The sequence below is a fragment of the Achromobacter sp. 2789STDY5608621 genome, from assembly GCF_001299375.1.
Classification (GTDB): domain Bacteria; phylum Pseudomonadota; class Gammaproteobacteria; order Burkholderiales; family Burkholderiaceae_B; genus Achromobacter; species Achromobacter insuavis.
Genome location: NZ_CYTU01000003.1, coordinates 13,259 through 39,382 on the forward strand (window position 1 = coordinate 13,259; position 26,124 = coordinate 39,382).

The window sequence follows — 26,124 nt, forward strand, 5'->3', positions numbered from 1 at the left end:
TTGTATTTCGTGGACTACCAGGCTTCGACGGTGAACAAGCTAGACGCCACGGGCAACCAGGTGATCGCCACCCTGCCCGGCTGCGGCGCCAACGGACTGGCCGCTGCCAACGGCACGCTGTGGGTGGCCTGCTACGACGGCGGCGTGATCGAGAACCTCTCCATCGAGGGCAAGCCGCTGGGCACCGTCAGCCAGGCGCGATCGGGGGAACGATTCAACCGTCCCAACGACCTGACCGCAAACCGCCAGGGCGATCTCTATTTCACGGCGTCGGGAGAACGACCGGGCCAAGGTAAAGTCTTCTTCCTGCCTCGGTCGAGCGATGTCGCCGATGAAGTCGCCAGCGGCCTGGACAACGCAAACGGCATCGCGCTCTCTACCGATGAACAGACCTTGTACGTCGGCGAGAGCGGCACGGACAGCATCCTGCGATACCAGACCGCCCCCGGCGGCGCCTTGAGTCGCCCTGGCCTGTTCGCGCGGCTCGACGCCCTGGCGCCGCCTTCGTCCAAGGGGCGGCACACGCCGGATGGCGTTCGCATCGGACCGGATGGATTGATGTACATCGCCCTGTTCAACGGTGGCGGCTATTGGGTGCTGGACCGAACAGGAGCGTTGCTGCAAGCGCGCGACATACCCGGCGAGCACCACTCGAATCTGGCCGTTTCGGCCGAGTCGCCAGACATCTACGTCACCTCCCTCTCAGGCTCGGACGGCCGTATCTACCGGTTGGCGCGTTAAGAGCGACGTGCCCCCAGGGAATTTTCGGCATTGACATATCGCGAATTTCCGATATCATGCCTTCCCATGGACCTGCTCGACGTCTTCAAAGCCCTCTCGAATCGCACGCGCCTTGAAATCCTGAAGGGGTTGAAGGACCCCGCGAACAGCTTCCCGCCGCAGGACGAGGGGGATGTGCATACGGTCGGCGTCTGCGTCAGCAGCATCCAGGAAGGCGTCGGGCTGTCGCAGTCCACGGTGTCCGACTACCTCGCCACGCTGCAACGCGCCGGCCTGGTCGAAGCCACGCGCATCGGCTCGTGGACGTACTACAAGCGCAACGAAGCCACCATCAGCGCCCTGGCCGAGATCATCGGCAAAGAGCTGTAGGTTGTTGTGGCCTGGGACTGGCGTCCCCGTCCCCGCCGGTTTGCGCGGCTGTCTTGCACTGCCCGCTTTGCTTTTGCACCCGCGCGCCCCTTCGTTGCTCCCCTCTTTTCTCTTTGCCCTGCCTCTCACTTTTTTTGCCCCATGATATCGAAATTTCCCGATATCCCGTTTTACCGAAATAAGGAACCACTCAATGAAAGCCCTCGTACTCACCGCCTTCGGCGGCCCTGAATCCTTTGAACTGCACGACGTCCCCAAGCCCGCTCCGCAACCGGGCCAGGTCCTGGTCCGTGTCCACGCGACCTCCATCAACCCGCTCGACTATCAGGTCCGCCGGGGCGACTACCCCGACCTGGTGCCCCTGCCCGCCATCACCGGCCACGACGTCTCCGGCGTGGTCGAAGCCGTCGGACCGGGCGTGACCGCCTTCGCGCCCGGCGATGAAGTCTGGTACACCCCGCAGATCTTCGACGGCCCCGGCAGCTACGCCGAATACCACGTGGCCGCCGAGAGTCTCGTCGGCAAGAAACCGGCCTCGCTCAGCCATCTGGAAGCGGCCAGCCTGACCCTGGTCGGCGGCACGGCGTGGGAAGCCCTGGTCGTGCGCGCCGGACTGCGCGTCGGCGAGAGCATCCTGGTGCATGGCGGCGCCGGCGGCGTCGGCCATGTGGCGATCCAGCTCGCCAAGGCCATCGGCGCCCGGGTCTTCACCACCGTACGCGACGACAATGCCGAATTCGTGCGCGGCCTGGGCGCCGACGTCACCATCGACTACGAAAAGGAAGACTATGTCGACGCGATCCTGCGCGAGACCGGCGGGCGCGGCGTCGACGTGGTGTTCGACACCATCGGCGGCAACACGCTATCGCGCAGCCCCGACGTGCTGGCGCAGCTGGGGCGCGTGGTCTCAATTGTCGATATCGCCCAGCCGCAGAACCTGATCCAGGCGTGGGGCAAGAACGCCAGCTTCCACTTCGTGTTCACGCGGCAGAATCGCGGCAAGCTGGATGAGCTGAGCGCCTTGGTGGAACGTGGCCAGCTGCGGCCGCACGTGGGCGCGGTGTATTCGCTTGCCGATATTCCGGCGGCGCATGCGCGGCTGGAGAGCGCGAATAATGGGCTGCGGGGGAAGATTGCGATTGCGGTGGGGGAATTGGCGGATCGGGCGAGCGCATAAACCGCGCCATCCCGATCCCGTGACTGCGCTCAGCGCGCCGCGCCAATCTGCAGGACGGTGAATTCGCGCCGCATATAGCGATTCATCACCTCGGCCAGCACCGGATTGCCGGCGTTCTCCGCCTTCGGCGCAGTCACTCTCACCACCGCTGCGCACAGCTTGCCGGCCTGGACCGTCGTGCCGGCAACCTTGGCATCCTTCGCACCAGCCATGCTTTCCTTCCAGGCGGCGCTGACCCCATCCACGGCCTGCTTGGCCGTGGCGCAATCGGCGTAAGCCAGGGAAATCACGATCGCGGGCAGATTGTTGATCTGGGCATCGGCCAGAACCCCCGAGAAATAAGGCGGAATGCCCCGGCCATTCGCCTCGACGGCAGCCTTGAGATTCTGCTTGGCGATATCCGCATCGCCATTGGTCGACAACAACACCTTCGCGGGATCCACGGCGGCCAGACCCATGATGGGCGAGATGACCGCGGCCTGCACGATCCGGCCTCGGTCCGCGGGCACGCCCTCCTTCAGGCCGGCAAGCGAGGCGGCCACGACTTCGCTATCCGCCACCGACGGCGTGGGCTGGGCCAGTATCTTCATGCCCGTTGCCGAAGACGCCTGGATCAACGCGGTATCGAGCGGCAGCACAAAGCTGGCCTGGCCCATCATGCCGCGCCAGGGATCCTTCTGATTGGCCTTCTGCATGTTCATCTTGCCTTCGCCGTCATTGGCGATGAGGCCCGGCGCATCGCCGTCGACCGCGGCGAAATCGCCCTGCTTCAGGCTGGCAACCAATGTCCCGACGGCCTTCTTGTCCTTCAATCCCCAATAGCTGATATTCGAGGGCGCCTGGCCAAATCCGGCGAAATAGGAGACCTCGTCGAACGGGACCTTGGCGTTGGCCGACCACGGCTCCAGGCCAAACCCGATGGATTCGAGCGGACGGATCGGTTGCGCAATGGACAGGCGGCGCATGCCGTCCGCGGAAGGGCCGGTTTTTTCCAGCGATCGCCAGGCTTGCACGTCCAGGAAAATCACCTGCATCGCCGCCGGCGCGGAGAGGACGACCTGGGGAATCTGCTTCAAGGCTTGTTGCAGGGTTTGGGTGCTGTCTTGGGCCGCGGCGGAAGTGGCGAAGCCTGCCATCAAACACAGTGCAAGAGCCTTTACGTGCATTCGGTTTCTCCGTTTTCGTGATTTGTTCAGCGTGGGGATGGATACCAGGCTTGCCGTTGAACGACAAAGCGTTGGCCTTCGAAGGAACGACAGCTGCTTTTGGCAGCGCCCGTGATAGCTCGAAAGGTTGTATCGCAAAAGGGGGACGCGGTAGGAGCGCTGATCGTACCGCAAGGGGCGGGCTATTCCGACCAATGACTCTTGCGTTCTGTACCGAGTCATTAACTGATGTAAATGCCCCGAGGGCGACGTGGCGGTGTGGTCGAAGATCGTGCCAAAACCGCGCCTTTTCAGGGCCTGTCCGGGATTTTGCATGCGAGGCATGTCATGAGAGCTGAAGATCACGGATAGGCCGATGAAGAAAAGACCCCGCTTGCTATCCCGTTCGGCGAACGGGTTACTACGGCGCGGGGACAACAGCTCCCATGGCGGCGCAGGCACTGCAATATCAAACGAATTGATTGAAGTTTGAAATAGCTATAGTATTTTCGCCCAATCCCACGTCGTGCGGATCAACCTGGAGACATTGAGTGCGCTGGTTGCCACTGGGTTTTGGATTGCTGTTTTTTTCATGCCTTGCCCAAGCCGAGATGATACGGAACGACGCTATTGGCAATGACCCACAAAAAGAGGAGCTTTGCGCATCCCGCGCCAACGGCAAGACGGTGCCGTTTGAAATTGACTCCCGCTACCTCAAAAGCGCGCGCTCATTCAATCCAGATTCAACTTTCATCGCAATAGATGGAATCAGTCCGCAACTGGTCGAATGCTATCTTCGCAAAGGCACTGGGAAGTACGAACCTGCCTCATATAGCCCCGAGGGCAACAATTGGCGTTTGATTCGCCCGCAACAGTTCAAGCCGGGAATCAATACGCCCAAAGGCCAGTCAATGGCGGCCAAGGTTTGCGTGGATGCCGCCCCCGCGAAGATCAACCGTCCCGATTTCGACCATAGCGTTTACTCCACGGTTGTGGAAATTGGCATTGATGGACCTCGCTATCGCTCAGGCGCCTCGATCGCGGGAACGAAAGCGGAACGATACGACATCGCGGTAGAGGGAACCGCTTTCTACAAGTCGTCAGGACCGGACCTTGCCGCAGTCACGTTCACGTGCCTGCTTTCACCCATGCTGGCTATCAAAGGGATCCAGTTCAAATAGCAGGACGCCCAGTTGCCAGGCGGCTACAGCTAGGCGCAGCAGAGATCCATCGTGGCCAGCCATTTCTTCGACTATGTTGAAGCGTCCTTGAACAAGTATGAATTCAAGGGCCTCGATGTTTCGTCATTCATGGCTGCGCTCAAGGGAGAGGCGGCATCGATAGGTTGGCGGGATTGAACATCGACATGGCTATGGCCGATCTGGCAGGAGTGGATGTGATAAAAGTCAATCAAATAAGGTCGATTTCCGAGGCTGAAAAACTGGGTTCGATCGACATCGCAGGCTTTGTCGTGGCGCGTTCATCCTGCGCGAGCGCGCTGGACCTGGATCAGTGCAGGCGCCTCGGCAGCGTGCTCGATTGCGCGCATGCCGTCCATCCGGTTGGCGGCGTCGATGACATTGGGTTTTGCAGGCAGATCATTGCAGAGTTGAAGCCTCGCTATCTGGAGTTCACGGTTGTGGATCCGGCAAAAACCGAATTGAGCCTGGCGCAGCTGGATGCGCTGTCGAGACTGGATGTGGGCAAAATTGCCAACGGACTTTTCTTGCTCAAGGACGATCTTTCGCTGCTGGACAGAGCTTCGCATATGGACGCCCTCGTGCGAGCGGGCGTTGAATTGTTCCAAATCGAAGTGGAATCGTTGCTTGATCCTGAGGTCAGAATCGGCCCCAAGGTTCGTGCGCGAATCGGAGAGTTCTTCTCTCGTTATCCCGCGATGATTGGGGATTCATTTTCCATGAGCGTCAAAGTCCCTGACGTGCATCAGCGCGGATATTATTTGAATCTTTCCGTTGATGGCGGCCGCTCATATGACTTCTCACAACAACACTATGCCTTATCGTCGGCGCTGAGGGTCATCAAAGGTCTGCAATCAACGGGCATCCCAAGCCCGCGGGGTTAAAGGGACCCACTGCGATTTCGGATCGCAGGACTCATGGTCATGTCTTCGAAGTGGTTCTCTAAATTTGTCGGAGATCCTGGACAAATTCGCGGTTAGGGCCAGATGACGTCCGTGACCGCTGCACTTATTCAGCGAGGGGCGCAAGCCACGCAAGCGCGTAGCATGGCCGAAGCGCTACTCGCACAAACGGCTGGCCGCACAGCAAGCCAAAACGCTCGCTTATGCCGACGCTTTCGTCTTCATGGGCGCAGTCGGGCTATCGGCACTGTGCTTCGTTCCGTTGATGGCACCGGCACGGTCCGCAACGAAGTTGACTTCAACAAACTAAAGGATAAGCGATGAGCCAATCAACATTGGTGCTCGTTATCATGGGCAGCACACGGGCAGGAAGAAATTGCCCCAGGATCGCACAATGGGTCGCCGATATTGGCGGGACTTGCACGGACTCGACCTACGAGATCGTAGACCTGAAAGCCTGGCACCTGCCCATGGACGACGAGCCGGGATTGCCTGCCCTGGGCGCACCGTATGCCCAGCCCCACACGCACGCATGGAGCGAGAAAATCTCAGCCTGCGACGCCGTGGTCTTTGTCACACCGCAGTACAACTGGGGCTACCCCGCCGCGCTAAAGAACGCGATCGATCACCTCTATGACGAATGGCGGACGAAGCCAACGGCCATCGTGACATACGGAGGACACGGCGGAACCAAATGCGCCAATCAACTGCGACAGGTAGCCGAGGCATTGAAGATGCGTGTTGTCACGACAGCACCGGCGATCACCCTGTCGGACGAGGTTATCCGGCATGACGGCCCCTTGAATCCGACCACGGATTTCGCAGAATTTGCTTCCGACGTCGAACGGGCATTGACTGAGTTGGCCCGGCTGATGCAATAAGCAGGGGTGACGGCCCCGCTGGGGCGTTTGGCCCTAACGAATCACGACCCCATCCGTGATACAGCCTTGCAGCTGCTCCAGGGCAATACCGCCCACAAACCTGCTCCTCGCAACTGATCCAGACATGACCTTCACTCCCGTGAAGTCACACCCATCGAATACACAACTGATGAAATGAATGCCCGAGAGATTTGCCCCGGCGAATTTGCAATCAACGAACTTGCAGTCCGTCGCAAAGGACCTGGATAGATTCGAACGCGAGAAGTCACAGCCAATGAATTCCCCGCCCAACCGCGCCCCATTGAGCTTCGCGCCGACAAAGCTGCACGAATCGAATTTCCTTCGCACAAACACGTTACGCATATCGATGCGCTCAAACTTGCATCCCTTTGCCTCGGACTCATTGATGCTGGCCCCGTCCTTGAACACGGCGTCGGAGAGATCGACCCTTTCGATGCTCAGGTAGCGGACCGCTTCAGCGAGCGTAATCCCTCGATAGTCCTCAAAGCCCTCATCAGTGCGTCCGAACGGCGATTCCGGCATAGAACCCATCCTCATGGACTTGGCGGCATCGAGAAGACGCCTTCCGGCCTGCTGCAACTGCTCTGCCTGCCATCTGGCACGTGCGTCTTTTGCCTGCATTACCCCCCTCCTCGAGCGCCATGGATTGAATTTTCCGTGGGCACTAGTGTAGTTAGTTGCCAGGTCCCCCTGCGCGACCCACTCATCGCTCCCAGCCCTCTGTTGCCATACCTGTTGACCACAGGTCGCCTTCGTCCGATTTAAAGGCGCCTGGGACAAGAGTCAGACGACTCTTGCCATAAACACCCCCCGTTCTCAACAAGAATCGAGCTTCAACCGGATGGCGCGTCGGCACGACCCGCAACGGTAAACCCCGACGTTGTCGAGCCGATTCATAGCTCTCCCTTCTGCGGCAACGTGACCCTTCAACGAGGCCGTGTATGGAGCTTTCCAGCAGCACCGGACGCCTGCATGCCGTGTGGACGCAGGCGCTTCAGACCGAAGCGTTTCAACGCAATGGCATTAACCAGGTCGACCTGATTGCCGTACTTCCCCGCGTGCGTGAACGCGCATTTCAGCGTCTGATGCAAGCCTTGCTGCGAGAGAGGCTGATACCGCCCGGGCGCATCCAACAAGCGCATGGGCGAAGCATCCTGCCGCTCGACGACGATGGCGCTTACCTCGCCTTTGGCAGCCTGCGGCCTGGGCCCATGGCCAGCTGGCACCTGGACGGTCCGATCCTGCTTCACCGCTCTCCGAATCCAGCACAAGAACTGGAACTTCCCTCGGACCTGATCGAACAATTGGTTCCCTTGCTGGACCCCATTCCCGGCGTCGAGGTGGTCGAACAGCTGAAACGCGAACTCGACGATAGCTTCCGCAACGACAGCCTGTGCCTGGCTTTTCATGACAATTGGAACGCGCGATTGTGGAAGCAGGCTCGCGACGCGCACACCGACAGCCTGTTGCAATGGCTGCGATCACCTGACGCGCCCCGCAACCCCACGCAGCTGCTGGAACAGTGGGGAACCCTCGGCCATCCATGGCACCCCGGGTACAAAGCCAAGCTCGGCATGGACACCCGGGAAGTCATTGACTGCGCTCCGGAATTCGAAGCGCACATGCGTCTTCCGCTTGCCGCGCTACACCGAGGGATCGCGCATACCGAGTCGATGTCGGAACCTGCCTATCCGACTTGGTGGCGCGGGGCTTTCCCATACGAAGCGCTTACCTGGGATTCGGCGCTACGCGCATTGGGCCGCGAGCCGGCAGACTTCCTTCCCCTGCCGGTGCATCCCTTTCAGCTTTCCACCCTCCGGGAAACATTCGCCGCCGAGATCGAACAGGGTCAATTCATCCTGCTAGACGACACGGCGATCGCAGGCCGGCCGGGCATGTCCTTCCGTACGTTGTGGACGGATGGCGCCGATCCGCGGCATACGCCCATGGTAAAGCTGCCCGTCGCGTTGCGCCTGACGAGCGTGCAACGCACGCTCACGCCCAGGTCCGCAAGGATGGGGCCACGCATCAGCCGTTTACTGGCGGCCATCCGGCAACGCGAACCGCAACTGGCTCGGTCTTGGGACTTCGTGCCCGAGCGGCACGGTATCCATGTCTTGTTGGAACCGGCCAACGACGAGCGCGCGCGCCACCTAGGCGTTCTCTATCGAGACAACCCGACAAGTCGATTGCAACGCGGTCAGATGGCGATACCCGTGGGCAGCTTGTTCGTAGAAGACCACACCAACGCCCCCTTGCTACGCCAATGGGTCGCGATCGCGCAAGGTGCAAGCGACCATCAGTCGGCACTGAGGTTCTTCCAGGACTATGTCGCCACGGCCCTACCCGGCCTGCTCGACCTATACCTGATCTACGGCATCGCCTTCGAAGCCCATCAACAGAACAGCTTCATGGTCATGGACGAGGCGGGTCAACCCTCCCGGCTGCTGATCCGCGACTTCGGCGATCTGCGCATCCACCGTCCCAGCCTGGTCCGGCAGGGTCTCACGCTGGAGATCCACGACCCCACGCTGACGCTCTTTGACGACCCCGACTTCGTACGCGCCAAGCTGCTGCACGCTGGCTTCATGTGCCATCTCGGCGAACTTGCCCTGCTGTGCCAGCGCCATTGGCCGGAACTGGATGAGCAAGCGCTCTGGTCCGTGCTCGCCCGGCAGGTCGCCGAACGCTTCGATCATGTCCGCTCACGGACCGCCCCCGACCGCTGGCGATCCGAACGCGCCGCGTTTCTCGAACGCCCCTGGCCCGCCAAGAGCTTCCTGCGCATGCGCTTGGCCCAGACCCAGAACGACATCACCGGCCAAATGGACAACCCGCTACGCGCGTGGATCGGCAATGCATGAATTTCGATCGCCGACAGCTCTCCCGGCTGGTGCTGATCCAGGCCTTTGCGATGGGCGCGATGGAAATGAGCGGCCCATTCTGGCCGCTGCGCCTGCGGGCATTGCTGCCCCCAGATCGACTAGATCAATTGTCGTGGCTGGCGGCGCTGATCTACATCGGGCCCGCGTTGTCGGCCATTGTCGCCACGCCCTTCTGGAGCGCGCTGGGCGCGCGTCGCGGACACCGCCCCATGCTGATCCGGGCACTGCTGGCGCTTGGCGCGTGCCAATGGCTAGCGGCCCTCACCACAAACGTCTGGCTGCTGATCGGCATCCGGGTGCTGCAGGGCGCCTTGGCCGGCTTCATCGCCGCGGCGCAGGCCTATGCCACCGCCGGCTCGTCTGGCGCGAATCGCGGACAGGTTCTCGCCCGCCTGCAATCGGCTACCGCCATCGGCTCCATGCTGGGCCCCGTCTGCGGCGGCCTATTGATGGACCTCTACGGATTCCCCTGGCTCTGCCTCATCGCCGGGCTGATCTGCCTGGCCTGCATGGTTCCCGTCCTGAGTCTGCCCAAGGACACGCCAGAGCCGGCCGCACCAATGGGCACCGGGACCACCGGACGCACCACCGCGCACACCTGGTTGCTGGCCCCGCTAGTGGTGATCACCCTCATCCAGGCGGCAAAGATGATGCCGCAACCGTTCTTCGCGCTGTATCTGAACGAAGTGCTGCACGCGCCCTCCTGGCTCAGCGGCGCAAGCTACGCCGCAAGCGCCTTGACGCTGGCCCTGTCCGCCCCATGGTGGGCACGCCTATGCACACCCCAGCCCGTCCACCGCGGCTGGCGCTGCCTGGAAGTCGCCTCCTGGGCCAGCGCGCTCACGCTCTGCCTGATGGCGCTGGCTCACGACACCATCACGTTCATCGCCACACGCCTGCTGTGGGGCCTATGGCAAGGCGCGCTCCTGCCTCTGGCCTACGTCCTGATCGGACATACCGCTCCCAACGCCTATCGCGCGATCGGCCTGGGCCTGGGCAACAGCGCCGCCAAAGCCGGAGCCCTGGCTGGGTTCGCCTTGGGTGCCGGCGCCATGTCATGGGCCAGCCTGCATTGGGGCTTTTGGCTGGTCGCACCGCTCTATGTCATCGCCGCGTTGAGCGTGCGCTTCCTGCGCCGGCTACCCGGTTGCCAGCAGCCACTCCCTACTCCCCCTGACCCACCCGCCACGCCATCCTCCTCGGAAATCAAGGACCCACCATGAAATCCCTTATCGCCGGCATCGCGCCTTTCCGCGTCAATCGACTCCCGCTCGTGCTCGTTTCCGCCTCGATGTGGACGCTGGGTATCAGCCCGTCCCATGCCGAGGAAGCCACCACCCTCCCCACCGTCACGGTCACCGCCACACGCGGCGAAGCCAGCATCGCCAGCATCCCCGGCTCAGTGCAGGTCATCGAAGCCGAAGAAATAAAGCGCCAATCCGGCGCCGGCCGCAAGGTCGCCGACGTCCTGGCGACCCTGGTGCCTGGCCTGGCTCCCAGCAGCGGCACCATGACCAACTACGGCCAGAGCCTGCGCGGACGCAACGTCCTGGTCCTGATCGACGGCGTGCCGCAAAACGCCAGCCGCGACAACTACCGCCAGCTCAACAGCATCGCGCCCGAGAGCATCGAGCGCGTGGAAGTGGTCTCCGGCGCCAGCAGCCTCTATGGCGCCGGCGCCACCGGCGGCATGATCAACATCATCACCAAGCGCAACAATGGGCAGGACCTGGCCTTCAGCAGCCGGGTCGGCATCACCGCCGACAAGGACTTCCACGGCGACGGCATGGCCTACGAACTGTTCCAGAGCGCCACCGGGCGCAAGGGCGCATTCGACTGGTACCTGTCCGGAGACTTCGTCAAACGCGGCGGGCAATTCGATGCCCTGGGCCAACGCATCCCACAGGACACCTCGCAGGGCAGTGAAATGGACACCCGCAACCATGACCTGACGGCGCGCTTCGGCTTCGACTTCACCCCAGACCGCCGCTTGACCCTGGGCCTGCAGGAGTTCCAGGACAAGCAGCGTTCCGACTACGGTTTCCAGGCGGTTGCTGGAGAAGCCCGCGCCGTATCCGGTCTGGACCTGGACGATCAACCCAAGACGCTCAATCGCGCCATCAACCTCAACTACACAGACCGTGCCTTCTTCGGCCAACGGCTCCAAGCCGAAAGCTACTGGCGCTACAACGAGGCGCTTTTCTATCCTGATCGCCCCAGGAAGAAGGCAGGCATCACCGCCACCGACAGCCGCGCGACGGTCTACGGACTGCGCCTTGCCATGGAAAGCCAGTTACCCAGCTTCAGCGGCATCCAGGGAACGCTGACCTACGGCGGCGACTACGAACGCGAGCAGTTGACCCAGGATGGCAGGCAATACACCGTGAAGGGACTGGTCTACACCCCCACTGGCCGCACGCTCGAACTGGGGCCTGACATGACCACCCAGACCCGCGCCCTCTTCCTGCAATCCGCCTGGGAAATGCAGGATTGGACCCTGCGCGCGGGCGTTCGTCGCCAATGGATTGACAGCAACGTCAAGGACAGCGTCGCCTATGGCGACATCCAGGCCACCGGCGTGGGCAACATCCTCCCGGGCGGCAAGCTCAAGTACAACGCCACGCTCTACAACCTCGGGGTGGTTCGCCACCTGAGCGATGCCCAGGACGTGTTCATCAACTTCAGCCAGGGCTTCACCCTGCCCGATATCCAGCGCTTCCTGCGCGACGTGCGCAGCGACTACGACATCCAGCAGCTGAACTCGCAGGCATTGAAGGTCGACAGCTATGAGATCGGTTGGCGCGGTGCGTGGGAGGTGGTGCAGGCCAGCCTCACGGCCTATCGAAACAACTCGGATGTGACGCAGTTCTACGACGCGAAGGATCGGGTACTGCGACTGATCAACCAAAAGGAGCGCGTGAGCGGGGTCGAGGCGAGCCTGGATGTCAATGTCGCTCGCGCTTGGAAGGTGGGTGGCAGTTATGCGTATACCAAGGGTGCGACCAAGCAGAATGGGAGCTGGATCGCGCTGCCGGCAACCCGGATCGCGCCGCCAAAGTTCACGGCTTATGTCAGTTATGCGCCTGGGTCGTATAGCGTGCGGCTGCAGGGGGTGCGGGTTGGTGGGTATGACGCGGCGGCTCGGGATAAGAATGGGCGCGAGACCGTGGGGTATACGTTGCTGGATCTGTTGGCTTCGGTGGAGTTGCCCAAGGGGCGAGTGGATGTGGGGGTCTATAACCTGACGAATCGGGATTATTACTCGGTGTTCATGCAGGCGAATGCGCGGGCGCCTTGGCCGCGGGCTCAGGGGAGGACTGTGGCGGTGAGTTATAGCGTGGATTGGTGAGGCTGGAGTGTCGATTCCGGCCAGCGATACCAGGTTGCGATGGACGGACCACCTTTCGCCTGAAAACGGATATTCCTTCCCGCCGCTGCATAACGGCAGAAAAGGCGCCGGGCGGCCATAACGCACATGAGCCGTGCTTAAATGGTAGCGACCATGTAATTCTGCATGTGCGTTCATAAGAAAACAAACAGCGACAAGAAATGGCGATACTCGACTTCAAGGAAATTCCTGAGGCATACCACGGCAAACCTCATAGTAAGAAAGAAAAGGGGATAGCGATGGGCAGCCCTGGGGCCTCCAACGGATCCGGGGTAACGCCAAGAATTTCTGCGGATTTGGATGCATTCGAGAAGTTCGCCAGCGAATTCTTCCAGCATGTCTGTGGATGCAAGATCATTCAGGCCATAGCCAGGGGACAGGACGGTGGCCGAGACCTGTTGGTCGAGGGTGAGCTATCTCCTACAGTAAAAGGCCGCCTGCTCATTAGCTGCAAACACAAAGCGAGCTCGGGAAATTCTGTCAACACAGACAAAGACGAGCCCAATGCCAAGGGGCGGCTCGACGCCAGTGGTGCCAAATTCTTCATCGGCTTCTACTCGACTATCGCGTCGGCTGGCCTACGGCGCCATCTAGAAGAGACACGGACAAATCACAAGGATTTCGATTTCCTCATATTCAACAGCTCGGACATCGAGTGGCGCCTGATCTCCGTCAACGAGCCTCGTGGTTGGCTACTTGCTGCGCGCTACTTCCCCAAAAGCATGGGCAACCTGTTTCGGCGCTTTGTCGTCCCGGTCAATTATTACAAGGCCGAGGACGTCAAGCATGAGAAGGCACGGTTTCTGTTGAAGGGTCCTTACGGTGGCACCCGAACGATGCCGTCGAATATCACGGCAATAGATGAAGTGAAGCGTGAGATGGCGGAGGAAGCCAATGATGCATTGACCTCTGATCTTTACTGCGTGTTCTTCTGTGACGCTCTGGTCGATTTCATCCGACTTCTACCCCACGCATTCGCTCATTTGCCGGGGGCAGACCCAACCAACCTTGAACTTGCGGAGGTTATGCCGAACTTCGCTGCAGCCAGAACCGACTTTGGCGACGGTCATCAAACGACCCTTCGCACCGTCGCGGCAATTTGGTCTTTCTGGGACGCCGGACGAGCGGTGAAATGGCTGGAGGACAAGATCACTGATCCCCTTGACACCGAACAGCGCTCTGCTTCCCAGGTTTTCACTACCGCATGCAGTGTGACGATTGGGCAAATTTCCCGCGCTTGCGACGGCACCTATCGCGACATTCTTGCTAGGCTGGTCGCATATTGCCCGGTGGGCATCACGACAGTCCCCTTCGGCGTACAAGTAATGAGAAACGGGAAGCGGCTGCAGCGGGAGAAGCACCTCGATACCAACTTCCAGAAGATCCTCTTGGACCTGAACGGCAAGGAGTTAGAGGAGCTGGATCGACACGGCGGACGTCATTCTGGCGAACGTGGCTGGAACGAACTGTGTGCCATCCTAGGTTGGGAAAAAGTGCTCAACAAATTGGATGCACAGGTAGCGGCGGCAATGCGGCAGGCTCCAATAAGCTTAGGCGATTTCGCACAGCCCTCGCAAATAGGATTTAATCGAACGGTCTATACCCAATGGCTGGAGAAGTCCCTGAACCTTTCTGTTCCAAGAGCATTCGGGGATGCCCCTGACACGGGCCAAGCCTGACATCCTTTGCATATGAAGTCGCGGCATCATGGAGCAATGAAAAAGGCACCGAAGCGCCTTTTTCATTTACCGTTCAAAAAGCGAAGCAGGATCACTTCCATTCTGTTATTAGAAATAAATAAAAATTATTATTTTTTAATTGGCTAGCCATTATTAATGGCTCGATGTCATTAAAAATATTACATACGGATGAGTGAATTTCATTCTCGCAATCCGTAGCCGTGATCGGCACCCGATCCTGACTATCGGTCATCGACCGTAAGATTGCTCGGGTCGATCACAACTGCAATGCCGTTCCCCGCCGCAAGCTCAGCCCCGTAGGCGCTTAGGTCGGTGACACCGGGCCGGATATCGAGCATATCGAACCGGGATGAGGCAAAGGCCATCGAGGATGCGCTCTCGCGCGAGAGCGTGACTTTGACCGCGAAGGTGATCGTCGAACCGGCGAACGTCACCGAGTTGAAATAGAGCGCATTAAGCGATTGCTCTCCCTCGGCCCCTTCAATCACGTCGAACTCGAAACGGGCGCGTGGCTCCCGGCTGAACATCATATCGAGAGCCATTTGGGCGGCGCGCGCCTTCCAGATGTCATCGAGCAAAAAGGCCAACCCTGGTATGACGCCGGCAAGGCTAAGCGTTTCGCGCCAGCGCTCTACGAACTCGAGCAGCCATGGAAGCTCGTCAATATGGGGACCAGTCAGCCCCCCTTCGGGAATGACGACCGGAGGCATACGGATCCCCCGCCACCCAAGTTCGATCGTTGCCGTCCCGCTGGCAAGGTAGCTCAGACCGCGGAGCAGTAAGATCCAGGCTTCGAGGTCGCGCTCGTCTCCACTGAGCGCGCCGTTGCTCTGAAGCTCAAGCCGGCCCTCCTTGAACAGCACGGTAAGCGCATCGTGTCGGATCACGAGCAGCGGCGCGCCATCAATCGGCGGGGGAACAGACGCCTCACACAGAAACAAAGCGGCCGGCCTTCGTGGCCCGTTACGAATAACTATCTCGCAAGGCCCCACGCCGGGCAGCTCGATCGGGAACTCCTCGATGCCATCGAGTAATGCTCCTTGATACGGTACACGAATGCCGAAACGCCGATCGAATGCTCGCATCTGCAGGGGCTTCATCGGAGCCAAGCCAGAGAGTACTTTGATCAGGTGATCCTTGCTTTCGACCCACATCAAGGCTTCGGCTTCGATACCGCCACCCTCGTAGCCAAGATTCGCGAGTTGGTTCCGTTTTCGCTCAGCGTAGGCAGCGACATCTTCCTCACACACCTCCGACAAGGCCTGACCGAGTCCCTCCGCCGTGAGTTCGAAACTCCTGCCCCTGCGATAGTCGAATGAAATGGACATCCGATTGATGTCCTTTCGCCCCTCAGCCTCCGCGCGTCGCAGACTCCGTAGGACGCGAGCAAGTTCGTCGCCGATAAGGTGAATCATATAGCCGGTGATAGGGGAGCCATCGGACCGCATTCGCATCACGACAACTGCAGCAGGAGCCACATCTTTTGCCAGGCGTTCAATCGCGGACAACTTTGCGACGACCCGACTGCCGCGTTCGCCAGCGGTGGTCTTGATTTGGATTTGGCACGCGCGGGGCAATCTTTGATCAAGGGTCATCCCAGCCGCTGCGGCGATCGGAAACTCGACGCGAAAATCCCAGCCGGTCCGATCACGGTCGCTCTTGTTGGCAGTCAATCGTGCCTGAGAGCACAGCGTCCGAAACCAATCCTCTCCCGCGTCTCCGAGTTCTTCCGGCGTAAGCGCTGCTGTCATCGATCATCCACGGCGGTGAGGGCCGACCGGCCAAGTCTTGCACGGTGCAGGCCTTCCGGCTCTTCTGCTATGGCCGCCGCGATCAAGCGCCACAGGGCCACAGCTTTGCCGCCGTTCGGTCGTGCCCACGCCTCGAACCGCTCGGCAAGCGCGGCGGGAACATAGGTTCCGACCATCTTGTGACCGGGCAGTACCGGCATAGGCTCACCTCCGTTTTATATCTGCCGCCACTAAACACATCCTGCCCTAGTCCCAAATATAAAGGCATCGCTTTCGCCTTTGGTCCTTCTGGGTAAAAGAAAAGGAGTGAGTACGAAGCGGTCAGTCTTGCGCCGTGCAAGCCCTGCTGGATAATAATACCAACTGTTTCAGTAACCGCGCTAGGTAACCACCATTCCACCCATAAAGAAAGCCCTAGGCCTCACGCCCACCGAGCAGTATCTAGCTAAGCTGGCTGATGATACGTTCCTCAACCTCTGGTCATGGCCCAATGTGTTCAAGAAGGCAGGTAAGGAGCTATGTGACCTTCTCGTCATCTGCGGTGACGATGTGCTGATGTTTAGTGACAAGCATATCGCGTGGCCGGATGCCCCTTTTGAACTCGCATGGAAACGCTGGTACAGCCGCGCGATCGGAGAATCCGCCGAGCAGATTCGCAAGGCGGAGCGCTGGCTAAAAACGAATCCGCAAACGATATTCTCGGATGGCAAATGCGAACACCCCATCCCGCTGAAGTTGCCGCCGATCGGGCAAAGGCGCGTCCATGGCATCTGCATTGCCTCCGGCGGAGAGCAAGCTGCTTCAGCCTACTTCAATGACCCGGATGGTACGTTCATGATCATGCCGCATCTTTGCGGGAGGGATCATGTTGACTTCACCCTGCCGCATCATCAGCCTTTCTGCATTGGCGATGTCGATCCCGGTGGTCCTTTCGTCCATGTGTTCAACATGGCAACCCTTGATATCGTCATGTCGGAATTCGACACAATTACCGACTTCACGAGATACCTCAATGCGCGTGCAGATCTCATTCGATCGGGAAAGCTATCGCTTTCACCGAGTGAAGCGGAGCTAGTGGCAAACTATCTGTTGATGATGGAGCCGAACGGGGAGCATCGGTTCCCTATGATTTCGGATGTGAAGGATGCCAACGTGGATGGGGACACGGCGATAGCATTTGTGCAGGGCGAATATGCCTATCTCGTCCGCTCCCCGGAGTATCAAAGAAGATGGACGGCGAACCGAATCTCGTATGAGTGGGACAGACTGATAGGCCTTTTCACCCACGGCGTCCTGAACGACACGCAATTCCGAATCCTAGACACCGATCCCACCGTCGAACTTGCGGAACGGGCGCTGCGGATTATGGCGAGAGAAGACCGTTTGCAACGGCGAGTGCTCGCTGAGGCGATCATCGGTGCGCGGGAAGCACTCGAAGCGCAGAAGATGGGACGGCTTGCCCGCATCGCCGTGACACATGATCGGTCTACGGGCGAAAAGGTAGCCTATGTCTTTCTTGTTCTCGCCGGTGCCAACACAATGGCGCAGGAAGATTATCGCCGTGTCAGAACAACTATGTTACAGACATACTGTCTCGCGGCCTTACACGACGACCGTGATCTGAAACTCTGTACTGGAATTGCTGTGATGGCGATCTCCGATACGGGCGACTCGGAGGATCTCGTTGCCTATCCGCAGCAAGAGTGGACACCGGAATTAATCGAAAACTTGCGCATGAATCGCGAGAATTTCGAAGTCCTGCAAAAGCCCCTAGAATTGAAAGCCACACCTATTCACGCAAGCGGCTTCCCTCCCGATCCTGCGTTTGAAGGCATGAGCCGACAGCAGCGTCGAGCGCTGCAGCGTCAACAGGCGAAGCAGCAGCGACCCGTCGCTAATCGGAGCCGCACGCGATAACGTTGCCCGCGTGCACTCGGATCGCCAACGCGCCCAGCACCAAAAGGAAAGGATAATAGCTCCGTGGGCATCGAGAATTTCAAACCTTACGATTCTGCCTGATGGTGCCCCGCAATGCTGATTGCTTCACCCTATTAGTTGGCCAATTAGGTTGACATCGTTTCACCGCTCGGATTGACGCGCGAAGCGCGCCTTTGACCCAAGAGCCAATAAAAAAGGACAGAGAGGTGATTTTGAAGAGGAACGAAAAATTCTATCGCTTCGGTGGAAAGAAGAATACGTCAGTTTCTTGACCTCGATTTGCTTGCTAAACTCGACGGCAGTGGAGGGAACGTTGAGTGTATATCGCAGAAATTCGAATCGAGAACTTTCGGCTGTTTGGTTCCGCCGAGAGTGCCTTTACGTTGCCGCTAAATCCTGGGCTTACCGCATTGGTCGGCCAGAACGATGCGGGCAAAACGGCAGTAATCGACGCACTCCGCCTGGTGCTCGGCACCCGCGACCAGGATGTGCTACGCATTGATCCGGCTGATTTCCACCAAGCCGCGCCGGGCGCTGAGCGCGCAGATCAGATAGTGATCCGCCTGACATTTCGTGGACTTACCACGGCCGATCGCGGCGCCTTCTCGGAATTCCTCACCTATGAAACGATCGGTGGCGCGGTCCAGACAGCGCTCATCATCACCTGGATGGCAAAGCGCAACACCAAGGAAGGAAGCTCACGCCGTGTGCTCCCGCCTGAATGGCGCACCGGCGCCAAGGGAGACGGGCCATTGCTGGATCTCGGAGCGCGGTCGCTGCTGACCGCGACCTATCTACGGCCCTTACGCGACGCGGAGCGCGCCATGAGTGCAGGTCGCGGATCGCGGCTGTCACAAATACTCCAGCACACCAAGGAGATTCGCGACACCGGCATCGGGTTCGACCGACATGCAGATCCGCCAGCCGACCCAAAAACGCTGAGCGTGCTCGGGCTCGGTGACTATGCCAGCCATTTGTTCGGCGAAAGCGAAGGCATCAAGCAGGCGCGCAAGCGCCTCAACGAGGACTATCTCGCGCCGCTGTCGTTCGCCAACGACTTGCTGCTGGCTCGGATCGGTGTCTCAGGCACACAGGAAGACAATCTTCGGCTACGGCAACTACTGGAAAAACTCGAGCTTGCCTTGACCGGGTCGGCCGATGCGGAGAGCGCCCATAGCCGAGGGCTGGGATCGAACAATTTGCTGTTCATGGCCTGCGAGCTGCTGCTGCTCGCCGCCGAAAGCGACGGCTTTCCGCTGCTGCTAATTGAAGAGCCCGAGGCGCATCTCCATCCACAGCGCCAACTTCGTCTCATGTCCTTCTTGCAGGAGCAGGCCAAAAAGGAACGCGCCGATGGCCAGCGCATTCAGATCATCGTCACGACGCATAGCCCTAACCTCGCCTCGGATCTGCATCTAGACAATTTGGCGCTGATCGAAGGTGGGCGCGCTTTTCCGCTATGCCAGGGCAACACTAAGCTAAGCCCATCGGACTATCGCTTCCTCGAGCGCTTCCTCGACGTGACCAAGGCAAATCTTTTTTTTGCGCGGGCAGTGTTGATTGTCGAAGGCGATGCCGAGAATGTCCTGCTGCCCGTGATCGCAAAGCTGCTCGACCGAGATTTCCATCACCACGGCGTGTCGGTGGTCAATGTTGGCGGCGTCGGCCTTGGCCGCTATGCGCGGATCTTCATGCGCGAAGATCCCGCGAAGGACGGTGCGATCAACATTCCGGTTGCATGCGTCACCGATATGGATGTGATGCCTGACGTGGCGCCATGGATCGTCGGCAAGCTCGAAGCAGGCCAGCCAGTGCCAGTTAGGCCACCCTCGAAGCGGCAATGGCGCGTCAAGGCGGATTTCCCCGACGACGCATTGGAGCAGCGCCGCACCGATCGCCGTGCCAAAGCTTCGGGTCAGAAGGTCGACACCTTCGTCGCAAACGAATGGACGCTCGAATATGATCTCGCGTTCCACGGTCTCGGCAAGCATGTGTTTCGAGCCGCATCTCTCGCGCTGGCGGACGACCGGCTCAATACCGGAACAGCCGTCCAAGCCGATGTCATCGCTGCCGCCGACGTTGCCTATCAGGCCATTGCGGAAGCCGCACCCGATCAAGAGACGCTCGGGTCGCATGTCTATGCGCTGTTCGAGGTCGACGGGGCGTCGAAGGCGATCGCCGCGCAGTATCTGGCTGAGCTGCTGGAGAAGGATGTCAAGGCTGGTGAACTCGACGCCAGCACCTTGCGCAATCTCCTCCCACCCTATGCCGTTGCAGCGATCGCGCATGTGACCGCGCCATTCGACGCACCGGCCGCAGCCCCAGCGGGCGAACCAGTGACGGCGGCCTGACCACGATGTTCGACGATCTCATCCGCGAACAGGACGTTGCTTGGGCGGCCGCGTTGATGGGGCTGGGACCTGACGGTTTCGCACCGGTCGACGGTGATGACAGCCGACTAAAGGCGATGCTCAATCTCGACACGGTCGATTTCGAGGCATGTCCGGGCAGCGGGAAGACGACCTTGCTGGTCGCCAAACTGGCGGTGCTGGCAATGCGCTGGCCGCATCGCCAGCAAGGTATTTGCGTGCTTTCGCACACCAATGCAGCACGTAACGAGATCAGCACCAAACTGAGCAATTCTGCCGCCGGTATCGCGCTTGCCCACTATCCGCACTTTGTTGGAACAATCCATTCGTTCGTGAACGAGTATCTTGCGCTGCCCTGGCTGCGCTCGAAGGGTATAGAGGTGCGCTGCATCGACACGCAGATCGCCCTTATGAAGCGCTGGGGCATGGTCCCGGACAATACACGCTGGGCATTGCAGCAGAACCGGCTAACGGAAACATGCCTGATCTACACGCAGCCCGACTACTCTGGCGGTAAGACTGGCAAATTTGGACCGCATACGCCAACCTATCAGGCGCTGGTCGATGCGCGCCGTGCGGGCAGCGAGCAAGGTTATTTCTGCTTCGACGAGATGTTCGTGTGGGCCAATCAGCTCCTCGACAAGCGTCCAGAGACGGCGATGGATCTGCGTCAGCGTTTCCCGCTGGTGTTCGTCGACGAGGCTCAGGACAATAGCGAGGAACAGTCGGCGCTGCTGCACCGCATTTTCTGCGCTGGCGATTCGCCGTCACGGCGGCAGCGCTTTGGCGATTCCAACCAAGCGATCTATGCGCGCCCCGGACTCGAGGGTGCGAACACCGATCCTTTCCCCGGCGCTGTCGTCCACGCGATGCCCCGCAGCTATCGCTTTGCCCAAGGGCTTGCCGATGAGGTGAAGGGCCTCGGCGTCACGCCACAAGCACTGATTGGTGCCGGCCCACCACCCCGCATAGATACCGATCCCAAGGCATCCGCAATCTTCCTATTCGACGATGCTACGGTGCAATTGGTGCTCCCCCGCTATTGCGCACATCTGATTGACTCGTTCGACGCGGCGGCTCTGGAGTGCGGAGTGTTCACCGCCGTCGCCGGTGTGCACGAACTTGATGAGAATGGCCGGGTGCCCCACGCGATGGGTCACTACGCGCCGAGCTATGATCCCAACTGTGCACGCAAGGAAACGGCACCGAACAGCTTCGCGCAATACCTGGCGCGCGCAAGGTTCGAGACGGCAGGCAGCGGCAACAGCGACAAGCTGGTCAACGCGACAGCCTCAGCGTTGCTGGCGGCAAGCGAGTTGGCAGGCGGCACGCACGGCAGGATCGCACGAAAATCACCCCATCGCCGGGTGGTCGATCTACTGGCCGAGACCGAAGCGCGCGCAAACTATCTCGCGCTGCAAGAGATGATCCTGACAAGCCGTGGAGAAATCACACAGGCCAATTGGAACGCGGCGGCGTTCCCGCTCGTCGAGTCGACCGTCAAACTGCTAAGCGGCTCTGCTGTGCTTGGCGCTGATGTCGCTGCCTTTCTCGCCTGGCCGCAGACCAACCCACCGCAAGAAGGCAAAGCGCCGATCCTCGCTCGGAACGACAACCTCTTGGCCTATCCAAGCGATGCCCCGCAGGTCCGGGTCCGGCTAGGGTCAATTCATTCGGTCAAGGGTGAGACGCACACCGCGACGCTCGTGCTCGACAGTTTCTATTTCGATCATCATCTGAGCGAACTAAAACCCTGGCTGCTCGGAGCGAAGACAGGTGGCTCGACGGTCAACAAGAAGGGCAAGACAGTATTCGAAGGTACGCGCATGCTTGGCCGAATGAAGCTCCATTATGTGGCGATGACGCGGCCGACTCACCTCCTGTGTTTGGCGATGCGCAAAGATGCGTTCGTCGACAAAGAACTTGATCTCCTCGCAAGGCGGGGTTGGACAATCATCGATTGCTGCGACGGTGCAGAGCCCTAGAAATTCTCGCTACAAGTCGCGTTGGTCAATTCACTCTTGCGCACCATCGCCAGCAGCAGCGTGGCCGCTGCCCATATGCATGGCGTCGTGCCGATACGCTCCATGTACTGGGGCACTAGGCCAACTTCATCGGGTGCCAGAGCCCGGTCGCGCGGCTCGAATTTGGCGATGGTCGTCGGGCGGACCAACTCTGCCGGATTCTCGACCTTCTAGCCGCGCTCGATGACCCACCGATAGACTTGCAACGCCATCTCTCGGGCGTGGGCGGCCGTTGCCAGCGCGCCCCACTCCACGATGGTATCTATCAGCGCCTGCAAGTCCTCTTCCACTATGGTGGCATGGTATCAGGCACCAAACATGGTATCGGGGTCAGTCAGTGCCATAAAAATGCGCTGACTGCGGCTGGCAAACCGTGGTAGACAAAGAGACACAAAAAAAGCCCGCATTTTCGCGGGCTTAGATATGTTTTGGTGCAGCCCAGTGCCAGACCGCAGGATCACTCCCACTCAATCGTCGCAGGCGGCTTGCTCGACACGTCATACACCACCCGGTTGATCCCCCGCACTTCATTAATAATCCGCGAGGAAACCCGAGCCAGCAACGGATGCGGCAGCGGCGCCCAATCAGCCGTCATGAAGTCAAACGTCTGCACAGCACGCAGGGCCACGACGTATTCATACGTACGGCCATCCCCCATCACCCCCACCGACTTCACCGGCAGGAACACGGCGAACGCCTGCGAGGTCAGCTCGTACCAGGTCAGGCCGCTGGCCTCGTCCTTGGTGTTGCGCAGCTCTTCGATGAAGATCGCATCCGCACGGCGCAGCAGCTCGGCGTACTCGTGCTTGACTTCGCCCAGGATGCGCACGCCCAGGCCCGGGCCCGGGAACGGATGGCGGTAGACCATCTGCGGCGGCAGGCCGAGGGCCACGCCGAGTTCGCGGACTTCGTCCTTGAACAGTTCGCGCAGGGGTTCCAGCAGCTGCAGGTTCAACGTGTCCGGCAGGCCGCCGACGTTGTGGTGCGACTTGATCGAGGTGGCCTTGCCGGTCTTGGCGCCGGCCGATTCGATGACGTCGGGGTAGATGGTGCCCTGGGCCAGCCACTTGGCGCTCTTCTGCTTGCCGGCTTGTTCCTGGAACACTTCGACGAATTCGCGGCCGATGATCTTGCGCTTGGCTTCGGGGTCGGCCACGCCGGACAGCTTGCCCATGAACTGGGCGGTGGCGTCGACGTGGATGATCTTGACGCCCATGTTCTCGGCAAAGGTCTGCATGACCTGCTTGCCTTCGTCCAGGCGCAAGAGGCCGTGGTCGACGAAGACGCAGGTCAGCTGGTCGCCGATGGCCTTGTGGATCAGGGCCGCGGCCACCGACGAGTCGACGCCGCCGGACAGGCCGAGGATGACTTCGTCTTGGCCGACCTGCTCGCGGATGCGGGCGACGGCTTCGGCGACGTAGTCGGGCATGTTCCAGTCGCCCTGGCATTCGCAGATCTCGTTGACGAAGCGGGCCAGCATGGCCTTGCCTTGCACGGTGTGCGTGACTTCGGGGTGGAACTGCACCGCGTAGAAGCGGCGATCTTCGTCGGCCATGCCGGCGATGGGGCAGGACGGCGTGGAGGCCATCAGCTTGAAGCCCGGGGGCAGCTCGGTGACCTTGTCGCCGTGGCTCATCCAGACCTTGAGCATGCCGTGGCCGTCGGCGGTGGCGAAGTCTTCCAGGCCTTCCAGCAGCTTGGTGTGGCCGTGGGCGCGGACTTCGGCGTAGCCGAATTCGCGGTGGTCGGAGAAGCTGACCACGCCGCCCAGCTGTTGCGCCATGGACTGCATGCCATAACAGATGCCCAGCACGGGCACGCCCAGCTCGAACACGGCGTGCGGCACGCGCATGGAGCCTTCTTCGTAGGCCGATGCGTGGCTGCCGGACAAGATGATGCCCTTCAGGCCCTGCGCCATCTGGTCGCGGATGAAGGCATCGTCGACGTCGCCGGGATGCACTTCGGAGTAGACGCCGGCTTCGCGGACGCGGCGGGCGATCAGTTGGGTGACTTGCGAACCGTAGTCGAGAATGAGGATGCGCTGGTGCATGGAGACTCTACCGGTAATGAATGAAACCGCAGTAAATAAAACCGCACCGGCAGACCCGCTGACTGATTTTGCGGTTCTGCCGGTGCGCGATGCATGACATTGTAGTTGACTGTACGGGGATCAGTCGGCGCGGTAGTTGGGCGCTTCCTTGGTGATCTGTACGTCGTGCACGTGGGACTCGCGGACACCGGCGGAGGTGATTTCCACGAATTCGGCCTTGGTGCGCATGTCGTCGATGGTGGCGGCGCCGCAGTAGCCCATGGAGGCGCGGATGCCGCCGACCAGTTGGTAGATGATGGCGAGCACGCTGCCCTTGTAGGGGACGCGGCCTTCGATGCCTTCGGGGACCAGCTTGTCGGCATTGTTGGCCGGGTCCTGGAAGTAGCGGTCGGCCGAGCCTTCCGTCATGGCGCCCAGGCTGCCCATGCCGCGATACGACTTGTACGAACGGCCCTGGAACAGCACCACTTCGCCCGGCGCTTCTTCGGTGCCGGCGAACATGCCGCCCATCATGCAGGAGAACGCGCCGGCGGCCAGGGCCTTGGCGACGTCGCCCGAGTAGCGGATGCCGCCGTCGGCGATCAGCGGCACGCCCGTGCCTTCCAGCGCCTTGGCGACTTCGGAGATCGCGTGGATCTGCGGCACGCCGACGCCGGCGACGATGCGGGTGGTGCAGATCGAGCCGGGGCCGATACCGACCTTGACGCCGTCAGCGCCGTACTCGACCAGCGCGCGCGCGGCGGCGGCGGTGGCGATGTTGCCGCCGATGACTTCGACCTTGGGGTAGTTCTGCTTGACCCAGCGCACGCCTTCCAGCACGCCCTTGGAGTGGCCGTGGGCGGTGTCGACGATCAGCACGTCGACGCCGGCGGCGACCAGCTTTTCAACGCGCTCTTCGGTGTTGCCACCGACGCCGACCGCGGCGCCGACGCGCAGCTGGCCCTGGGCATCCTTGCTGGCCAGCGGGTGCTCGGTGTTCTTGACGATGTCCTTGACGGTGGCCAGGCCGCGCAGCTCGAAACCGTCGTTGACGATGAGCACGCGTTCCAGGCGATGCTTGTGCATCAGGGCCTGCGCCTCGTCCAGCGTGGCGCCTTCCTTCATGGTGACCAGGCGTTCCTGCGGCGTCATGATGTTGCGCAGGGGCTGGTCCAGGTTCTCTTCGAAGCGCAGGTCGCGGTTGGTGACGATGCCGACCAGCTTGCGCCCTTCCACCACCGGCAGGCCCGAGATGCCATGCTGGCGCTGCAACGCAATGGCGTCGCGCACTTTCATCTGGGGGGTGACGGTGACCGGATCGATCACGATGCCGAATTCGTGGCGCTTGACGCGGGCGACTTCACGGGCCTGGGCGTCGGCGGACAGATTCTTGTGGATGATCCCGATGCCACCTTCCTGGGCCATGGCGATCGCCAGGCGGGATTCGGTGACCGTGTCCATTGCGGCGGACACAAGGGGGATATTGAGGGAGATGTTGCGAGTGAGGCGCGTGGCCAGGGAGGTGTCGCGCGGCAACACCTCGGAATACGCAGGCACCAACAACACATCGTCGAAGGTGAGCGCTTTTTGAACGAGACGCATGGG

The 26,124-nt window shown here is 60.6% G+C and carries 19 protein-coding genes and 1 pseudogene; 13 read left to right on the forward strand and 7 right to left on the reverse strand.

Annotated features, from left to right (window positions below; all coding sequences use genetic code 11):
- The 3 genes from AOZ53_RS34620 to AOZ53_RS04295 all read left to right on the forward strand — a co-directional run.
- Positions 1 to 741, forward strand: a 741-nt coding sequence (locus AOZ53_RS34620; RefSeq protein ID WP_054461241.1) for an SMP-30/gluconolactonase/LRE family protein, incomplete at its 5' end; no start/stop codon positions are given.
- A 66-nt stretch (positions 742 to 807) separates the two neighbouring features.
- Positions 808 to 1,110, forward strand: a complete 303-nt coding sequence (locus tag AOZ53_RS04290; protein ID WP_054434467.1) for an ArsR/SmtB family transcription factor — start codon at positions 808 to 810, stop codon at positions 1,108 to 1,110.
- Positions 1,111 to 1,303: 193 nt separating this feature from the next.
- Positions 1,304 to 2,287, forward strand: a complete 984-nt coding sequence (locus tag AOZ53_RS04295) for a zinc-dependent alcohol dehydrogenase family protein (protein WP_054486948.1) — start codon at positions 1,304 to 1,306, stop codon at positions 2,285 to 2,287.
- Between the two features lie 29 nt (positions 2,288 to 2,316).
- On the opposite strand, the gene AOZ53_RS04300 is transcribed toward AOZ53_RS04295, so the two are convergent.
- Entirely contained in the window at positions 2,317 to 3,453 is a 1,137-nt protein-coding gene (locus tag AOZ53_RS04300) for a hypothetical protein (protein WP_054486950.1), read from the reverse strand.
- 530 nt (positions 3,454 to 3,983) lie between these two features.
- Here AOZ53_RS04300 and AOZ53_RS34060 point away from each other — a divergent pair.
- The 3 genes from AOZ53_RS34060 (at position 3,984) to AOZ53_RS04310 (ending at position 6,414) form a co-directional block, all read left to right on the forward strand.
- Entirely contained in the window at positions 3,984 to 4,613 is a 630-nt protein-coding gene (locus AOZ53_RS34060) for a hypothetical protein (RefSeq protein ID WP_156333238.1), read from the forward strand.
- Between the two features lie 173 nt (positions 4,614 to 4,786).
- Positions 4,787 to 5,515 carry a hypothetical protein gene (locus AOZ53_RS04305; protein ID WP_156333240.1) on the forward strand — a complete coding sequence of 243 codons (729 nt, stop codon included), beginning with the start codon at positions 4,787 to 4,789 and terminating at the stop codon, positions 5,513 to 5,515.
- A 338-nt stretch (positions 5,516 to 5,853) separates the two neighbouring features.
- The gene (locus AOZ53_RS04310) at positions 5,854 to 6,414 is read left to right on the forward strand and encodes an NADPH-dependent FMN reductase (protein ID WP_054434478.1); all 561 of its coding nucleotides are present in this window, start codon (positions 5,854 to 5,856) and stop codon (positions 6,412 to 6,414) included.
- Between the two features lie 33 nt (positions 6,415 to 6,447).
- Here AOZ53_RS04310 and AOZ53_RS04315 read toward each other — a convergent pair whose 3' ends face one another.
- Positions 6,448 to 7,056, reverse strand: a complete 609-nt coding sequence (locus AOZ53_RS04315) for a pentapeptide repeat-containing protein (RefSeq protein WP_231690555.1) — start codon at positions 7,054 to 7,056, stop codon at positions 6,448 to 6,450.
- 320 nt (positions 7,057 to 7,376) lie between these two features.
- On the opposite strand from AOZ53_RS04315, the gene AOZ53_RS04320 reads away from it, so the two are divergent.
- From AOZ53_RS04320 to AOZ53_RS04335, 4 genes are all read left to right on the forward strand, one after another.
- On the forward strand, positions 7,377 to 9,299 hold the full coding sequence (locus AOZ53_RS04320) for an IucA/IucC family protein (RefSeq protein WP_054486954.1): 1,923 nt from the start codon (positions 7,377 to 7,379) through the stop codon (positions 9,297 to 9,299).
- Positions 9,296 to 10,543 carry an MFS transporter gene (locus AOZ53_RS04325; RefSeq protein ID WP_054486957.1) on the forward strand — a complete coding sequence of 416 codons (1,248 nt, stop codon included), beginning with the start codon at positions 9,296 to 9,298 and terminating at the stop codon, positions 10,541 to 10,543. The genes AOZ53_RS04320 and AOZ53_RS04325 overlap by 4 nt, the downstream gene beginning before the upstream one ends.
- Positions 10,540 to 12,669 carry a TonB-dependent receptor gene (locus AOZ53_RS04330; RefSeq protein WP_054486959.1) on the forward strand — a complete coding sequence of 710 codons (2,130 nt, stop codon included), beginning with the start codon at positions 10,540 to 10,542 and terminating at the stop codon, positions 12,667 to 12,669. Before AOZ53_RS04325 ends, AOZ53_RS04330 begins: the two co-directional genes overlap by 4 nt.
- 200 nt (positions 12,670 to 12,869) lie before the next feature.
- A complete protein-coding gene (locus AOZ53_RS04335; protein ID WP_156333241.1) occupies positions 12,870 to 14,387 on the forward strand; it encodes a hypothetical protein in 1,518 nt (505 codons plus the stop codon).
- 242 nt (positions 14,388 to 14,629) lie between these two features.
- On the opposite strand, the gene AOZ53_RS04340 is transcribed toward AOZ53_RS04335, so the two are convergent.
- Both AOZ53_RS04340 and AOZ53_RS34065 read right to left on the reverse strand, forming a co-directional pair.
- Positions 14,630 to 16,159: a hypothetical protein gene (locus AOZ53_RS04340; protein ID WP_156333243.1), complete on the reverse strand. Its 1,530-nt coding sequence runs from the start codon at positions 16,157 to 16,159 to the stop codon at positions 14,630 to 14,632.
- A complete protein-coding gene (locus AOZ53_RS34065; RefSeq protein WP_156333245.1) occupies positions 16,156 to 16,359 on the reverse strand; it encodes a hypothetical protein in 204 nt (67 codons plus the stop codon). The genes AOZ53_RS04340 and AOZ53_RS34065 overlap by 4 nt, the downstream gene beginning before the upstream one ends.
- Positions 16,360 to 16,651: 292 nt before the next feature.
- On the opposite strand from AOZ53_RS34065, the gene AOZ53_RS04345 reads away from it, so the two are divergent.
- The 3 genes from AOZ53_RS04345 (at position 16,652) to AOZ53_RS04355 (ending at position 22,451) form a co-directional block, all read left to right on the forward strand.
- On the forward strand, positions 16,652 to 18,076 hold the full coding sequence (locus AOZ53_RS04345; protein WP_054486964.1) for a hypothetical protein: 1,425 nt from the start codon (positions 16,652 to 16,654) through the stop codon (positions 18,074 to 18,076).
- Between the two features lie 338 nt (positions 18,077 to 18,414).
- Positions 18,415 to 20,448: an ATP-dependent nuclease gene (locus AOZ53_RS04350; protein WP_054486966.1), complete on the forward strand. Its 2,034-nt coding sequence runs from the start codon at positions 18,415 to 18,417 to the stop codon at positions 20,446 to 20,448.
- Between the two features lie 5 nt (positions 20,449 to 20,453).
- Entirely contained in the window at positions 20,454 to 22,451 is a 1,998-nt protein-coding gene (locus AOZ53_RS04355; RefSeq protein ID WP_054486968.1) for a UvrD-helicase domain-containing protein, read from the forward strand.
- Between the two features lie 5 nt (positions 22,452 to 22,456).
- On the opposite strand, the pseudogene AOZ53_RS33235 reads toward AOZ53_RS04355, so the two are convergent.
- From AOZ53_RS33235 to guaB, 3 genes and pseudogenes are all read right to left on the reverse strand, one after another.
- Positions 22,457 to 22,783, reverse strand: a pseudogene (locus AOZ53_RS33235) (integrase); the annotation flags it as partial.
- A gap of 164 nt (positions 22,784 to 22,947) precedes the next feature.
- Positions 22,948 to 24,540, reverse strand: a complete 1,593-nt coding sequence (guaA, locus tag AOZ53_RS04360) for a glutamine-hydrolyzing GMP synthase (RefSeq protein ID WP_054486970.1) — start codon at positions 24,538 to 24,540, stop codon at positions 22,948 to 22,950.
- A gap of 120 nt (positions 24,541 to 24,660) precedes the next feature.
- Positions 24,661 to 26,121, reverse strand: a complete 1,461-nt coding sequence (guaB, locus tag AOZ53_RS04365; RefSeq protein WP_049073345.1) for an IMP dehydrogenase — start codon at positions 26,119 to 26,121, stop codon at positions 24,661 to 24,663.
- Between the last annotated feature and the right edge of the window lie 3 nt (positions 26,122 to 26,124).